Source organism: Chloroflexota bacterium (assembly GCA_026713825.1).
GTDB lineage: Bacteria > Chloroflexota > Dehalococcoidia > Lucifugimonadales > UBA1127 > UBA1127.
The window spans coordinates 24,978-39,777 of record JAPONS010000013.1 but is presented as its reverse complement, the minus strand read 5'-3'; the positions used below and the strand labels follow the sequence as shown (position 1 = coordinate 39,777).

Genomic DNA, 14,800 nt, shown 5'->3' with positions numbered 1-14,800 from the left:
TTGGGCAGAACCACCGCAGGCGGGCTCCCCGCCGCGGGCGTGCGGTTCCCCCCCCCCGGAATCTTGGTTTAGCCACTCCGTCGCGAAAACGAATGGTGGGGGCCGCAAAGCGGCCCCCACCATTGCTCCCCGGCGTGAACAGCTACCCGCGCTCATGCCTCCGCAGCAGCCTTGGCCTGCCCAATGAGAGAATCGACGTCAGTGAATGGCCGCTCTTCTTCGGGCCGTAGGAAGAGAAGCGTAGCCCCCTTCACTGGCCTCTTGGTGGTCTCTGCGACCGCCCAGGCATAGAGCCCCAATTGGATCTCATACTCCGGCCCCAGCTCCTGTACTCCCTTCGGAGTCAGGCGGTCTGTCTTGTAGTCCACGATAGATACGCCGTCCGGCCTATCGATCAACAGGTCGATGAACCCTTCCACCAGCCTGCCGCCCAGCTTCGCGCTCACGAAGACCTCGCGGTAGTAGCTGGCAGAGCCCTGCCCAACCATCGCAACTAGGTCCCGAACGGTCTTCATTGCCAGCGCGTTGCGTGACAGCTCCATGACCTCCTCCGCCATATCCCCGATGCCTTCCGCCTCCGCCTGCGCGCGGCAGATGTCCTCCAGCCCCTCTCCCGTCAGCAAGTCAATGCTCTGCAGCACGGCGTGGACTGCGCGGCCCAGGTTCGTGCCGGCGCGCCCACGCCGGTACGATACCTCGCCGTCGCTGCCCTCTGTCTTGTCCGACGTCACGGTGTCGTCAGGCGGCGCGGACCCGGGCGCCTGCCCCTTCGTTCCCTGCGCGATGGCCGTGACCGCCTGCGCCTGCGGCTGAGACGCCTCCGCAATGGTCGACTCGCGCCGCGCCGCCCACTCGGCGCGCGCGCCGTCGAAGTCTCCAGCGGACGTGCCCCGGTCCTCATCGGCCTGCGGCGCGTAGGCCTCGGCGGCCGCCGCCAGCCGCCTCCAGTCGAGCTCCCGATGAAGTTCCGGGCGGTCTTCGCAATACCCTGCCATCTTGGCAGCCCGAGAATTGTCATTCTTGCTGGTCTTCCGAAAGAGGCTCACAACCAGATGGTCCCTGGCGCGGGTGCAGGCCACGTATGCCAGCCGAACACCCTCTGCCTCACTCGCTGCCTTTTCCCGTTCCTGCGCCGGCGTATACCCCTGCGTTGACACGTGAACGCCCCGGGAAATGCTTATGTTGACTTCAGCCTGCCCAGTGCTCCTGTCCACGATCACGGCCTCCGGTGTAGTGCGTTGGCCACCCCCAAGCCCATTGAGCAACACAATGGGAAACTCCAGCCCCTTTGCCGCGTGAATCGTCATTATCCGCACGCAGTCCTCGTCCGACTCCGGCGCCGGCGATTCCACCGCGCGAGCCCCCTCCGCCACCTGCCGCTCGATCCAGTCGAGAAACCCCCGCAGCGAGCTGCCGCCCGCCCGAAGGTACGCTCGCGCCTGTTCCACCACGAACCGCAGCCGCCGCCACCGCTCCCGCGGCCGCCGCCGGTCGAAGGAGAGTTCCACCAGCCGGCGTTCCCGGATGAACGCCTCTATGAACGCGTCCGGTGGCGTCAGCCCGGAAGATTCGTGGAACTCGCGCAACGCCGCCAGGGCGTCGGCAACGGGCCCCGTGGCCGCCCCGGGATGCAGGTAGTCGAAGCGCCCCCCACTGTCGGCAAACTGCAGAAGCTCCACGTCGCTGCAGGCGAATGCCGACGAGCGCAGCGCGGCAACCAGCGCCACCTGGTCACCCGGACTATCGATGGCCCGTAGACAATTCAGCAGTTGCCGCACGTCCTCCGTGCCAAGCACGATTGACTCGCTCTCAATTCGATAGGGCACGTCCGCCGCTTCCAGCGCCTGCTCCAGCGTGTCAAGGTTTGTTCTTGTCGGGAGCAAAACGCAAACGTCCCGGTAGGTGGCGTCCCGCCACGCCTCCGTCGACTGGTCCCGCACCTGCCACCGGTCCTCCCTGATCTCGCGCACCAGGGCGGCCGAAGCCTGGCCCTCCATGCGCCTGGCGGTGTCCATACTGGCGTCGATGTCCTCGCCCATGTAGTACACCGCCGGCTCCGGCGCTTCCTGGCCCTCCTCGGTCACTCCGTGGGTGGCGACGAGGTCCCGGTACTCCGCCTGCAGTTCTTGGTGGTCTGCCCGCATCCACTTCCCAAAAACGTGGTTGACCCACGAGATGATGCTCTGCTGCGAGCGGAAGTTCTGCTGCAACGGTGTGCTCTCGTCGACGAGGTGGTCGCGTACGTGCGCCATCGTCACGATGTCCGCCCGGCGGAACCGGTAGATCGACTGCTTCGGGTCACCCACCATGAATAGCTTGCCGGGGACCGGTGCGACCGCCTCCCAGCCCCCGGACGCGCCGGCATTGGTCTCGTCCGGGTCACCCGCAAGGTAGAAGGCGATTTCCACCTGGATGGGGTCCGTGTCCTGGAATTCGTCCACAAGGATGTGGTGGAACTTTCGCTGGAACCGCCGACGCGCCTCGCGGTTGTCGCGCAGCATGTCCCGCGCCCACACAAGCAGGTCGTGGAACCCTGCCTGCCCGGCCGATTTCCTCCTGTGAGATTGCTCCACCACAAACTCCCGCACAGCCTCCAGCGCCGGTGTGAAGGCTGCCCTCCGCAGCGCCAGGATCTCCTCTTGGCGGATGTCGTCCAGCTCCTTCATGAGGGCCTTCAGCAGCCTGCAAGCGTTGTCGCCGCTGACTGGGTCCTTGTCCCAGTCCCTCATGCTGCCGCGGTTGGTGTGCAGCCGCTGCCAGCCCAGCAGTCGCACGATTGCCCGCTCATAGCTGCCACGATTACCGCCGGGACTGTTGCCTCCGAGGCTGGCGCTGCCAGCCTCCGGCAACCGCTGCGCCACCCCTGCAACCTCCGTCGCGAGGTCGTACAGCGGGTCGCCCGCGCCAATCTGCGACAGATCCATCAGTCGTTCGATTTCCGGCAACGCCTCAGCCAACCGGGCGCCAATAGTGAGCGGCGGTTCGGGCGCTGCCGGGATGGACGCCTTCGCTACGAGGTCGTAGTCACGGTCGAGAAGCATGGCGATTTGGCGGAGTAGCTCCAGGTTCAGGCCAAGGTGCAGCGCCCGGGCCAGCTTGGGCCCCAGGTCGTCTGATTCCAGCGTATGGTCCAGCCATGCGTCCCACGCTTCCTGGAAGCGCAGGTCCGCCTCGACACCGTCCATCATCTCGAAGCCCGGCGGCAGCCCCGCCTCCAGCGGGAGTTCCCGCAACAGCGACTGCGCAAAGCTGTGCAGCGTCTGGATCGACGCCGCGTCCATCTCCGCCACAGACTTTCGGCGCCTGGCACGCGAGTCCGCGTCCAGGCCCTCGTCCGCCGCCGCCTTCTCGAGCTCCCGCCGCACACGGTCCCGCAGCTCGGCGGCGGCCGCCTCCGTGAACGTGATGGCTGCCAGTCCCGCCATCTGGCCCTGTCCTGAAGTGATCAGTGTGACGATGCGTCCCACCAGCGCGGTGGTCTTCCCGGTGCCGGCGCCCGCCTCGACGAAGAGGTTCTCGTCCAGGCTGGACTGAATGCGGTCACGGTGATGCTGGTCCTCGAAACCCTGATGCCCGGTCATTCGACGTCCTCTTCTTCGCTGTCGTCCTCGTCGCCCGCGGGTGCGCCGAGCCTCGCGTAGGCCTGCGCCTGCTGCGAGCCCGCCTTTCGCGCCCACAACGCTTGCTTGTTGGCGGGACAGACTCGCTTGAAGTCACAGTAGCGGCAGTTCTCGAACTCGCCGTTGCGGTTGGGTCCTGGGACGGCGGGAAAGACGCCGCCGCGGACCCCCTCGGCGATGGACAGCACCGTCGTTCTGAACGTTGCTTCGATGGCGTCCAGGTCAACGGGGTAGTGCGCCGCAGCGCCCGTGGCGGACACGAACCAGTATTCCGCTCGCAGCGTGGCGTTCGGCAGCATCCTTTCGCGCACCGCCAGCGCATAGACGGGCAGCTGCAGCTTCTTCCCCGCCACCAGCGGGTCATCCTTCATCTTCTGATACTGGTAAGTGTTGCCGGTCTTGTAGTCCATCACCACCGCGCGCAGACCGTCGGCGGAGGCGTCCACCCGATCGATGTAACCGCGAAACTGCACTGCGCCGCCGGGCAGCGTCAGTGACACCGGATCGCCGCTGCCAAAGCCAAACCCGTACTCGGCGTGAAGGGGCAGCATGCCCTCGGCGGCCCGGTATCGCGCATCGTCCTCCAGAAACCGGTCCAGGTCCTGCAGAATGTCCTCCTGCACCACCTCCCACAGTGCGCGCCGTCCGGTCACGCCCCGTTGCTCGGCATCCGCGAACCTCTCGGCAGCAATCTCCCGGAGCCGCTCCCGGTCCTGTGCCGTCCACCCCTGCTCCGGCTGGGGAGCTCCCGCTGCGAGCGCCTCATTGATGAACGCTTCCAGGATGCCGTGGATCAGGTTGCCCCGCTCCAGCGCGGAGATGGTCAACACCTCTTCCGGCGTCTCCCATGCCGCAAGCCGGAGGACGCTTCCAAGGAAGTGCCGGTACGGGCAGGTGGCCCACGTCTCGAGTCGCGTCGGCGACATGACCTGCGAGAGCGACCCCCCCAACCGCGCGCTGCCCGGCGCGATGTCGCCAACATACCCGTCCCACGCCGTGAGTTCCGTCGAACCGCGCCCTCGCTCCATCGCGAGCGCGCGGCCCAGCGGCGCGCCGCCCGACGCCAGCGGGTGCCAGCGAAGGCGGTTCCCCGACCTGCGCCAGTCGGCAAGCGCCAGCACGTCATACTCGTGCCCGTCGGCGGCGCGGCCTCTCTCCGCCAACCGCAGCGCGTCCTCCATCGACTCGATCACCGTCATCCAGGGTGCGCCGTACCCGTTGAGCCTGTCGGACGTCACGGGCTCGCCGGCCAGCGTCGATGCGGCCTCGAGGAGCCAGGGCGAGGGGTACTGCGGCCGCCGCTGAACCGGATCCACACGGGAGTATGAAAGCCGCCTGCGTTGCCCCGTCGCCAGCGCGGCCAGGTAGCTGCCGCGCTCCAGCAGCTGCTCCTCCCGCCGTAGCGGCAACGTCCGCTTGGGCAATGTCGCCCGTATCGCATCGGGCAGCAGCGGGTCTTCGCTGGCTCGAGCCGGGGAGTCACCCTCCGACATGCCCAGCAGCCAGACAGCTTCGAACTCCATGCCGGTCGCCGTGCCAAGCCCCGCCACGAATACGCCCGTGCCCGTGGCCCCGCTTCGGCCGACGGGTCTTGAGAGTGCATGGTCAAGCGCCTGCCGGAACCTCGCCAGCGTCGTCTCAGCTTCCACGGCGTCCAGCTTGCCCAACTCCTCCAACGCCAGTTCGATGCGGCGCAGCGCGTCCAGTTGTGGCTCTGTCCATCCGCGTTGTCCCTGTGCATAGTCCCTGAGAGCGCTCTTGGCCCACCCTGCGTACGCGCTCCACGCGCTGCCGTTCACCGGGGGCGCCTGCTCCGACAGCCGCTCCACAAACGCGGCCAGCCGCTTGGCGCTGGCAACCCGCTCGGCATACGCCCTCGATTGGCCTTCGCTGAGCTCGCCCCGTCCTTCCGACGGCTCAAGGCGCTTTTCCAGCTCGGCGGTGAGCTTCTGCAGCCTGTCCTTCCACTGCTCCACGCCGCGCACGATGCCCGCTTCCCGCGAGAGCGCCTCCCACCGCTGGCGCTCGCCGGAGGCCGAATGGTTGCTCGCGGCGTTCCACACCGGCGCGTCCGCCAGCCACTGCATCAGCGACGCCCGGCCAAAGTCGTCTTCGATGACCGCAAGCAGTCCGGTGAACAGTCGCCCGGACGCCGAGTCCCGCAGCGGCGACGGGTCCGGCCCGGCCACCGGTATCCCCCCGAAGCCAAGCTCCATTCGTAGCTGAAAGGCGTAGGGGTCGACCCGTCGGTAGAGCGCCGCCATGCGGTGGAAGGGCACGCCATCCTCCGCCAGGCGAAGCATCTCCCGCACTGCCTGCCGCACCTCCTCGCGCGCGTCCGGCGCCGACACGATTGCCTCTGGCGCGGCGTCAACGCCCGTCGAGTCGGCGCTGGACCCCGCGGCGGTCGCCGTGCCAAGGCTCTCCCACCACACGCCCTCCGCGTCGTCGACGTCCGCCTCGCCCGCACGGCCCACCACGAGGTTGCACGGTGCCGCTCCGGCAAGCGCGTCCAGAAGCGCAATTTCGGCGGGCGAGGGTTTCGGTAGGAGGAAGAAGACCAGCCCGCCTAGGTCTCGCAGCGCCGGCTCCCCCCTGCCCGAGCGCACCGCCTCAGCAGCCGCCCACGCCATGTCCTCCCGCCCGTAGTACCCCTTGGTCTGGTCCCGGAAGCTGCGGAACAACTCAACCGTCGCCTGCCTCAGGTCGTCCAACGCCGCCAGCGCGTCCAATTCGCTCTCTGTCAGCTTCACGAGCTCCTGGAACGTCGATTGCAGCGAGCGGTGCAGCGTCGGGTGCGTCGCGACGCCGCCGAGCGGCCCCCCCTGCCCTGCGAGCTCGGTCGCCACCCCGCGGATCACGGCCATCTCCGCCGCGGCCGACAGGGGCCGGCGTCCTTGCGCCGCCATGCTCGGGGCGCCAAGCTGCTCTGCCAGGCGCGCGAAGGCCATGAAGCCAACGTTGAGCAGCCCGCTCTCCCCCGCCAGCACGCGCCGCAGGCCGATGCCCGCGTAGGCGTTCGGCGGCACGACGGTCACCGGTGCCAGCGGGTTCGTTGCCTTGGCCTCTGCCACCAGCGCCTGCAGCCGCTCTCGCGATGGCCTGCCGTATGGCTCCAGGTAAACCTGCAATGCGGTTCCCCCACAAAGATTGCAATGTTCAATGGTCCGGGATGGTGCGAAGCCTACCAATCCCTCAGCCAGGGAGCAACTGTGACAGTGACACTTGCGCGGTACTTCACGGCGACAAGACGGGCGGGGTCGCTGCCCCCGCCCGTGCCGCCCTCCACACCGGAGGGCACGTCACCAATTACTGTAAGCCCGCCCCGCTACTGAGGCGCGAGACCTGATAGCGCCGTCATCTGTTCTGGAGAGAGACAGGGCAATATCCCGAACATCACTGCCGGGTCCGTCTCAGCCGCGAACAGCGCCTTGTAGTTCGGCGCAATCGCGTTGCCGATACAGTTCAGGGTGTCCTCGTCAAAGGCGCCGCCGGCTGCTGCCTTGAACCCCGCAAGGAAGAGCGTGACGGAATTCTCCTGGGTAAGGCACTCGCCGAACACCTCTGTCGAGCCTTGCGCGGCTGGGTCCAGTACGTTTGCCCCAAGCAATGCCTGGACCCCTTCGGGACCTATGGCGGTGGTGATGCAGGAAATCTCCTCCGGACTGAAGAACGCATCGGCAATTTCCTGGCCCGTCGTTTCGGGCCCGAAGTCCGGCACGTCGAACGTCATGGCCGTCGCGTCGCCGTCCGTCGAATCAGCGGGCGGCATGACCGGCTCGGAAGTCGGCGTCGGGGGAACCGGTGTCGGGGGCACAGGCGTTGGCGCCACCGTGGGCTCGGGTGTCGGCTCCACCACGGTCTCCTCCTCGGAATCACCGCACGCCACAGCAAACAGGGCAACGAGGGCGACAAGGACAAATATCGTCGTCCGCAGTGTCTTCACTACCACCCCTCCTTCGTTTTTATCAGGGTTTCACCCGCAGATGGTACACTATCAAATGGCCCCACGTTAGGGGCTTTTGTACTTTTTGCTTGTAAGAAACAAAGGCCCAACGTATTCTGAGATTGGCAATCAAGCAAACTTGGTTCCGAAGTGGAGGGAGAAACACCATGAACTGGAGCCCCGGCAGGTGCCTGAATACCGGTTCCCTTGCACTAATTGCCTTTGCGGCCTTTGCGCTCGCTGCAGCCTGTGTAAACGTCTCGGTCAACACCAGTGAAACTCCTTCGCCCGTCACGGAGCCCGGCGCATACACCAGGTACTTTGTTGAAGACGCCATCGTGCGATACGAGGACGACGGCCTCGACGACACGGTCGCCTACTACAACACCATGGCAAGCGTCGACGGCGACTGGTACGTCTTCATTGCCGACGAGGACGGCGTGCTCATCGCCCACGCCACCATTCCTGACAACGTTGGCAAGCCCCTGTCGTCGGACGATTTCAAGGGAGCCGACGGGTTCCACTTCGGAAACGCCCTTGCGGCCGCCACGGAAGACGGCGATTGGGTCAGCTACACGTACCTGAACCCCAACACCGGTGCTGAGGAACAGAAACACTCGTGGGTCGTCGAGAAAGACGGCCTCATATTCGGCTCGGGCTGGTACCAGCGCTAGCGCTCGGACCTGTGTATCTGGCCAAGGAGCCCCCTGTCGACGCGCTCGACAGGGGGCTCCTCTTCCGCCCTTGACACCCATTCACCTTCCCCATAGCATTCGTGCGCCGCACGGTGCAGGTGTCCATGGACTGCGCCCGTGCCGCATCTCCAGGCACAAGTGTCAACTCAACGCAGGAGGGACCGTCCCCATGAAGCGAAGTGAAGACCACATTCTCACCACGCACGCAGGAAGCCTGCCCCGTCCGAAGTACCTGCAGCCGTTGCTCACCGCAAAGCGCACCGGTCAGCCGTATGACCCGGCCGAATTCGACCAAAAGGTGAAGCAGGCGGTCAAAGAGGTGGTCGACCGGCAGGTCGAGTTGGGCATAGACGTCATCGGCGAGGGCGAGGAGTCCAAGCCCAGCTTCAACCTCTACTTGGACGAGCGCATCAGCGGCTTCGAGATGAAGGTGCCCGCTGAGGGTCAGGTGGCCTCCATGAGCATGGACGGCCGCGACCGCACCGACTTTCGGGAGTTCTACGCAGAGGAATCGGGCTTTGGCCTGAGGTTGGTCAGCAGCGAATACCAGCCTCGCGAGATGCAGATCTGCACGGGGCCCCTCTCCTACATCGGCCATGACCTCGTCAACACGGACGTCGCCAACTTTCAAGCGGCGCTGGAGGGCGTGGACTACGCCGAGGGGTTCATCCCCACCCTCGCCCCCGGCACCATCGACCACCGGCTCTTCAACGAGTACTACAAGACGGAAGAGGAGTTCGTCTACGCCATCGCCGAGATGATGCGGCCGGAGTACGAGGCCATCGCCAACGCCGGTTTCGTCATCCAGATCGACGACCCCGGCCTGCCCGACACCTGGGACATGCTCGTCTCCCGCCCTGACCTGGACGAGTACCGCAAGTACGCAGACCTGCGCGTGGAAGCCCTCAACTACGCCTTGTCCAACGTCCCCTCGTCGCTCGTGCGCTACCACATCTGCTGGGGAAGCTGGCACGGCCCGCACACCTACGACATCCCCCTCGAGGACATCGTCGACATCATGCTCAAGGTCAACGCCGACGCCTTCTCCATCGAGGCCGGCAACGTCCGTCACGACCACGAGTGGCGCGTCTGGGAGACAACCAAGCTGCCCGACGGCAAGCTCCTCGTCCCCGGCGTCGTCAGCCACGCGACCAACGTCGTCGAGCACCCGCGCCTCGTCGCCGACCGCATCCTCAAGTATGCCAGCCTCGTCGGCCGCGAGAACGTCATCGCCGGCACGGACTGCGGCCTCGGAGGGCGCGTCCACCAGCAGATCGCGTGGGCCAAGTTCAAGGCCCTCAAGGAGGGCGCGGACCTGGCCACTTCCGAGCTCTGGGGCTAGCCCCCGCCGGAGGCCCGATGATCCCCGACAAGCTCCTGCCGACCACGGTCGTCGGCAGCTACCCGCAGCCCGACTGGCTCGTCGACCGCGACGTGCTGACGCGGGGCACGGTGCCCCGCGTCCTGCAGCGCGGCTTCTGGCGCGTCCCGGACGAGGCGCTGCCCGAGGCGCTCGACGCCGCCGCCGCCGTCGCCATCCGCGACATGGAGCGCGCCGGCATCGACGTGGTCACCGACGGCGAGGTGCGCCGCCAGAGCTACTCCAGCGCCTTCGCCACCGCCCTCAGCGGCGTCGACCCGGAGCGTCCGGGCATTGTCCCTGGCCGCCGCGCCGGCACGACGGTCGAGGTGCCCCGCGTCGTCGGCCCCATCGCCCGCACCCAGCCCGTGCTGCTCGCCGAGGCCCGCTTCCTGCGCGGCGCGACCGGCCGCGCCGTCAAGGTCACCGTCCCCGGCCCCTTCACCCTCTCGCAGCAGTGCGTCGACAACTACTACCGCGACCCGCGCGCCCTGGCGCTCGCCTTCGCCGGCGCCGTCAACGCGGAGGTGCGCGACCTCTTCGCCGCCGGCGTAGACGTCGTCCAGCTCGACGAGCCCTGGCTGCAGGCCCGCGCCGGCGCCGCCCGCGAGTTCGCCGTCGAGGCCATCGACCGCGCCCTGGGCGGCGCCGAAGGCGTCACCGCGCTCCACCTCTGCTTCGGTTACGCCGCCAAGGTCCCCGGCGCCAAGCCCAACGCCTACGACTTCCTCGAGGAGCTTGACGCCAGCAGCGTGCAGCAAGTGTCCGTCGAGGCCGCGCAGCCCGGCCTTGATCTGCGTTCCCTGCAGCTCCTCCCGTCCAAGACCATCATCCTCGGCGTCCTGGACCTCGCCGACCCCGACGTCGAGTTGCCCGAGACCGTCGCGGGCCGCATCCGCGCCGCCCTGCGCCACCTCCCTCCCGATCGCCTCGTCCTCGCGCCAGACTGCGGCATGAAGTACCTCCCGAGGCCCGTGGCCTACGCCAAGCTCCAAGCCCTCGTACAGGGCGCCGCCATCGTCCGGCGAGAGCTGGAGATCATGGAGGACGCCGCCCCGTAGCGGACGAGCCGCGCCCACCGTCATTCCGGCGGAAGCCGGAATCCAGAAAGCTCGCCGCAACCCCCTTTGAATACCGGCGCTCGCCGGTATGGTGGGAGGCCCTTCAAATTCCCTCAGGGCGAGCGGGGAAGGACGTGAAGCGCCCCCGCCGTTTCCGGCGGGGGCGCTCTTTTGTCTTGGCTACTTAACCAGCGTCAGCTACTGTGCGGCCCGGATGAACTCCATGTGGGTCCACGTGCCCGTCACGGAGCCGGGGTAGACGTAGTCGCTGACGAAGTTGGGGTTGAAGGCGGCCTCAGGCGGCAGCCAGAACAACGGGATGTCGTAGTAGCCGAGGAACGAGATCTCGCCTAGTTGCTTGAACAACTCCGCCTGCCTGTCGGCGTCAAGGGTCCGAGCGATTTCGTAGTAAATCTCGTCGCGCTCCGGGACCTCCGGCGAGCCGATCCTTGGGTTAGCCGCGATGTCGTACACGCGGGTGCCCATCAGGATGTGGGAACTGGTGCCGCTGATGATGGCTCGGTTGGAGAACTCGAAGTTGCGGCCCTGCGCCCGGTAGGTGGCTGGGTCTTGCGTGACCAAGTTGGTCTTGACGCCCACGTCGCGCCAGAAACCGGCGACGGCTTCAGCAACGTCGGGACCGCCGGGCCAGCCGAGTGCCTGCGTCAACTGGACGTTGATCTCGTAGGGGTTGTCAGGCCCGTATCCGGCCTCTGTCAAGAGTTCCCTGGCCTTCGTCGGATTGTAGCCGTAGGCATCCTCGAACCGGGTCTCCCATGAAGGGTCCCAGCCCGGGCGGGTCGGGTGATGGTGGTTCCGCACCATCGGGTCGCCCTTGCCGCCGAAGAACGCCTCGTTGATGGCGTTGCGGTCGATTGCCTGGTTCAACGCACGGCGCACGCGAATGTCGTGCAACGGTGCATCCGGGAACTTGTAGGAGGCATCAAGGGCCGGGATTGTGGTGCGGGTGTCGATGTCGCAAGGGCAGCGTGCGCCATAGCGCAGGCCCATGAACGCACGCAGACCGGCGGCGTTGCCAGTTGCGAGAGCCATGCCCGCGGATTCGGCCTGAATCTTCAGGTCGTCCGGAAGCTCAGTCACGTGAATCTCGTCCGTCAGCAGGCCTGCCAGGCGAGTGGAAGCCTCAGGCACCCACTTGATCTCCAGTTCCTGGAAGTCCGGGGTCATCTTCCAGTGGGTGTAGGGGGGGCGCTCGTAGAGCACGTAGGAACCCTGGCGCCGCTCCACTTCCTGGTAGACACCGGTGCCAGCGATGGCCGGCTTCGTCAGGTCGGGCACGCCAATCTCGTCGTAGTGGTCCTTGCTCTGCACCAGGATGCTCTGCTCCTGGCGGGTCAGGATCCACAGGAGACCCGCGTTCGCGGACGGCGACTTGAAGATGACTTCGTAGTCGTTGACGATCAGTACGTCCTCGACGTCACGGCGGAGGTTTCCGCTGTTACCGTGGGAAGCCTCGGGGTGGGTGATGTCCTGCCACGTGTGGCGGACGTCCTTGGCGGTCATCTCGCCCCAACCATTGTGGAACGGGACGCCCTTGCGCAGTTGGAACCGGATGGAAGCGTTGTCGGGCTCGATGCTCCACTCCGTCGCCAGCTCAGGCACCCATGCGCCCGTCACCGGGTCCATGCCGATGAGGTACTCGTACATTGGGTTGTTCTGGGTGTTGGTCGGCGGGCCGAGCCTGCCCGGAGTGTTGTGCTCCTGGGACTCCGGCTCCATGCCGAAGACCACGCGCGTGATCTTCGCTGTCATCACGGGATTGTCCGTCACTGTGGGTGCGTCAAGAATCGGCATCGCAGCGGCGTCCGGCTGCGCCGGCGCGGCGAAAATGCCCGCTGCCGTCGGCGCTGCTGCCGGTGCAACGGGTTGTTGGGCCTCTGTCATGGTGGTCGTGGTCGTGGTCGCGGTGGTCCCGGTGCTCGTCTCGTCGTCGCCGCCACAGGCAAACGCAAACGCGAGCGCCATCGCCATCGCCATCGCCAGAAGTACCATCGGCCTCACACCGACCGAAATTGCCCTCATAGCTCCCTCCTAGTCACAAGTTGGCAAACCTATGGGCAGTAGGTGCGCAAACAGTATCAAAGCCCTAGCTGAAAGTCAACCTCCTTTCTCCAACTACCTACTATAAGACACATAGACGCGCTTTCCGGCAATGAGGTTCCCGCCCCATCTCAACCTCGTCGTTCCTGCGAAGGCAGGCCCCTCACACGTCGGCTACAGCCCATAGATCTCCAGGAACCGCAGCCAGAACTCGCTGACCGTCGGGAACGACGGCACCGCGTGCCACAGCCTGTCGAGCGTCACCTCCCCCACGATGGCGATGGTCGCCGCGTGGATCAGCTCGCCCGCGCCCGGCCCGACGAACGTCGCGCCAACGAGCGTCCGCCGGTCCTCGTCCACCACCCACTTGCACTCCCCGTCGATGCCCTCCCCCATCGCCGCCGCGCCGCCGCTGGCGCCGTAGGGGTACGTCACCACCCGCACGTTCAACCCCTTGTCGCGCGCCTGCTGCTCCGTCAGCCCCGTCGCGGCCACCTGCGGGTCCGTGAACACCACCCGCGGGCTGCCGATGTTGTCTCCCCACGAGGTGACGTCCAGCCCCAGGATGTGGTCGCCCGCGTTGCGCGCCTGGTACTTGCCCATGTGCGTCAGCAGGCTGCGGCGGTTCACGTCGCCGATCGCGTACAGCCACCCGCCGGGCACACCGGTGGCCACCAGGTGGTCGTCCACGTCGATGTACCGGCCGGGCGTCAGCCCCACGCTGTCCAGCCCGATGTCCCGCGTGTTTGCCGCCCGCCCCACGGCCACGACGATCTCCGTGCCCTCGACCGTGCTCCCGTCGGCCAGTGTGGCCGTCACCGTGCCGCCGTCTCGCGACACCTTGGTCACGCCCTGCCCCGTGCGCACGTCGATGCCTCTCGACTCGAAGGCCTTGGCCACGAACTCCCCGGCCGCCGGCTCCTCTACGGGCAGCAGCCGGTCCTGCAGCTCGACGATGGTCACTTCGGACCCCAGCGACCGCCACGCCTGCGCCATCTCCACGCCGATGACGCCCCCGCCCAGGATGATCAGCCGCTCCGGCACGTCCTGCGCCGAGACGATCTTCCGCGAGTCCCACGGCTCCGAGTCCGCCAGCCCCTCGATGGGCGGCATCGCCGCCGCGGTCCCCGTCGCGACCACCACGGCCTTCCGTGCCGAAAGCTCCTGCACCGCGCCGTCCGAGCCGGTCACGGACACCGTCCGCTCGCCCGTGATGCGCCCGTGCCCGCGCACCAGCGTCGCGTCCACAGACGCCAGCCACTGCACCTGCCCCTCGTCGTTCCAGTTGCTGGCGAAGGCGTTCCGCGCCCGCAGCGCCCGCGCCACGTCGATGCCCCCTGTGATCGCGCCCCGCAGCGAGGGCACTCGCTGCGCCACCGCCAGCGCCTCCTGTGGCCGCAGCAGCGCCTTGCTGGGCATGCACGCCCAGTACGAGCACTCGCCGCCCACCAGCTCCGACTCCACGACGGCTGCCGTCAGTCCGCCGGCCCGCACTCGTCCGGCCACATTCTCCCCGGCCGGCCCGCCGCCAATGACGACAACATCAAACTCCTCGGCCATAACGCCCTCCTTTCGCGGGGGTTCCTGCGCCCTCCGGGCCGATGCCCGCACCGCGCCCTGTCTCCGTGATTTCCCTGCTCCCATAATACCCCCGCGCGAGGCGGCATAGAGCGGGGCGAATTGAGAGGCTTCCGCGCTACAGCGTTCCGGTAAGCACAAGCCCCGCGATTGCAAGCACAACCCCGGCCAGCATGAGCAGGTACGGCGCGCGCCCGGCGAGCCGCCCTCCAACAGCCTCATCGTCGCGACGGAGCCGGACGCGCCACAACAGCCCGCCGGCCAGCAGCACAATGCCCACCCAGAACACCACGTCACCCAGCAGCAAGAGAGAACCCCCAAGCGGAGATGCGCCTATGCTATCATCAAATCTGGGGCCCGTAGCTCAAGGGCAGAGCAAACGACTCATAATCGTTGGGTTGATGGTTCGAATCCATCCGGGCCCACCAGCCTTGACATGCGTGGCCCCGTTCCTCGCCAAATCAGCCTTCCAAGGCTAC

Annotated in this window: 9 protein-coding genes and 1 tRNA gene; 4 read left to right on the top strand and 6 right to left on the bottom strand. The window is 67.0% G+C overall.

The window, feature by feature from the left end; genetic code table 11:
* Nucleotides 1–152: 152 nt before the first annotated feature.
* The 3 genes from OXC99_01825 to OXC99_01815 all read right to left on the bottom strand — a co-directional run bounded on the left by OXC99_01825 (nucleotide 153) and on the right by OXC99_01815 (nucleotide 7,566).
* Entirely contained in the window at nucleotides 153–3,581 is a 3,429-nt protein-coding gene (locus OXC99_01825) for a UvrD-helicase domain-containing protein (GenBank protein ID MCY4623735.1), read from the bottom strand.
* Nucleotides 3,578–6,751 carry a PD-(D/E)XK nuclease family protein gene (locus OXC99_01820; GenBank protein ID MCY4623734.1) on the bottom strand — a complete coding sequence of 1,058 codons (3,174 nt, stop codon included), beginning with the start codon at nucleotides 6,749–6,751 and terminating at the stop codon, nucleotides 3,578–3,580. Before OXC99_01820 ends, OXC99_01825 begins: the two co-directional genes overlap by 4 nt.
* Before the next feature lie 197 nt (nucleotides 6,752–6,948).
* Nucleotides 6,949–7,566, bottom strand: coding sequence for a hypothetical protein (locus tag OXC99_01815; GenBank protein ID MCY4623733.1), 618 nt, complete (start codon nucleotides 7,564–7,566; stop codon nucleotides 6,949–6,951).
* Nucleotides 7,567–7,733: 167 nt separating this feature from the next.
* Between OXC99_01815 and OXC99_01810 the strand changes: the two genes are divergently transcribed.
* The 3 genes from OXC99_01810 (at nucleotide 7,734) to OXC99_01800 (ending at nucleotide 10,682) form a co-directional block, all read left to right on the top strand.
* The gene (locus tag OXC99_01810; GenBank protein ID MCY4623732.1) at nucleotides 7,734–8,240 is read left to right on the top strand and encodes a cache domain-containing protein; all 507 of its coding nucleotides are present in this window, start codon (nucleotides 7,734–7,736) and stop codon (nucleotides 8,238–8,240) included.
* Between the two features lie 190 nt (nucleotides 8,241–8,430).
* A complete protein-coding gene (locus OXC99_01805) occupies nucleotides 8,431–9,603 on the top strand; it encodes a cobalamin-independent methionine synthase II family protein (protein MCY4623731.1) in 1,173 nt (390 codons plus the stop codon).
* Nucleotides 9,604–9,623: 20 nt separating this feature from the next.
* Nucleotides 9,624–10,682 carry a 5-methyltetrahydropteroyltriglutamate--homocysteine methyltransferase gene (locus OXC99_01800; GenBank protein ID MCY4623730.1) on the top strand — a complete coding sequence of 353 codons (1,059 nt, stop codon included), beginning with the start codon at nucleotides 9,624–9,626 and terminating at the stop codon, nucleotides 10,680–10,682.
* 198 nt (nucleotides 10,683–10,880) lie between these two features.
* Here OXC99_01800 and OXC99_01795 read toward each other — a convergent pair whose 3' ends face one another.
* The 3 genes from OXC99_01795 to OXC99_01785 all read right to left on the bottom strand — a co-directional run bounded on the left by OXC99_01795 (nucleotide 10,881) and on the right by OXC99_01785 (nucleotide 14,628).
* Nucleotides 10,881–12,725: an ABC transporter substrate-binding protein gene (locus OXC99_01795; GenBank protein ID MCY4623729.1), complete on the bottom strand. Its 1,845-nt coding sequence runs from the start codon at nucleotides 12,723–12,725 to the stop codon at nucleotides 10,881–10,883.
* 192 nt (nucleotides 12,726–12,917) lie between these two features.
* The gene (locus OXC99_01790) at nucleotides 12,918–14,303 is read right to left on the bottom strand and encodes an NAD(P)/FAD-dependent oxidoreductase (protein ID MCY4623728.1); all 1,386 of its coding nucleotides are present in this window, start codon (nucleotides 14,301–14,303) and stop codon (nucleotides 12,918–12,920) included.
* A 136-nt stretch (nucleotides 14,304–14,439) separates the two neighbouring features.
* Entirely contained in the window at nucleotides 14,440–14,628 is a 189-nt protein-coding gene (locus OXC99_01785) for a hypothetical protein (GenBank protein MCY4623727.1), read from the bottom strand.
* Nucleotides 14,629–14,674: 46 nt separating this feature from the next.
* On the opposite strand from OXC99_01785, the gene OXC99_01780 reads away from it, so the two are divergent.
* A tRNA-Ile gene (locus OXC99_01780) sits at nucleotides 14,675–14,749 on the top strand.
* The last annotated feature ends 51 nt before the right edge of the window (nucleotides 14,750–14,800 follow it).

Bases quoted from the DNA above. Each gene is read 5' to 3' on its own strand.
- OXC99_01805 (MCY4623731.1), top strand. From the start codon at position 8,431: ATGAAGCGAAGTGAAGACCACATTCTCACCACGCACGCAGGAAGCCTG.
- OXC99_01825 (MCY4623735.1), bottom strand. From the start codon at position 3,581: ATGACCGGGCATCAGGGTTTCGAGGACCAGCATCACCGTGACCGCATT.
- OXC99_01810 (MCY4623732.1), top strand. From the start codon at position 7,734: ATGAACTGGAGCCCCGGCAGGTGCCTGAATACCGGTTCCCTTGCACTA.
- OXC99_01795 (MCY4623729.1), bottom strand. From the start codon at position 12,725: ATGAGGGCAATTTCGGTCGGTGTGAGGCCGATGGTACTTCTGGCGATG.
- OXC99_01790 (MCY4623728.1), bottom strand. From the start codon at position 14,303: ATGGCCGAGGAGTTTGATGTTGTCGTCATTGGCGGCGGGCCGGCCGGG.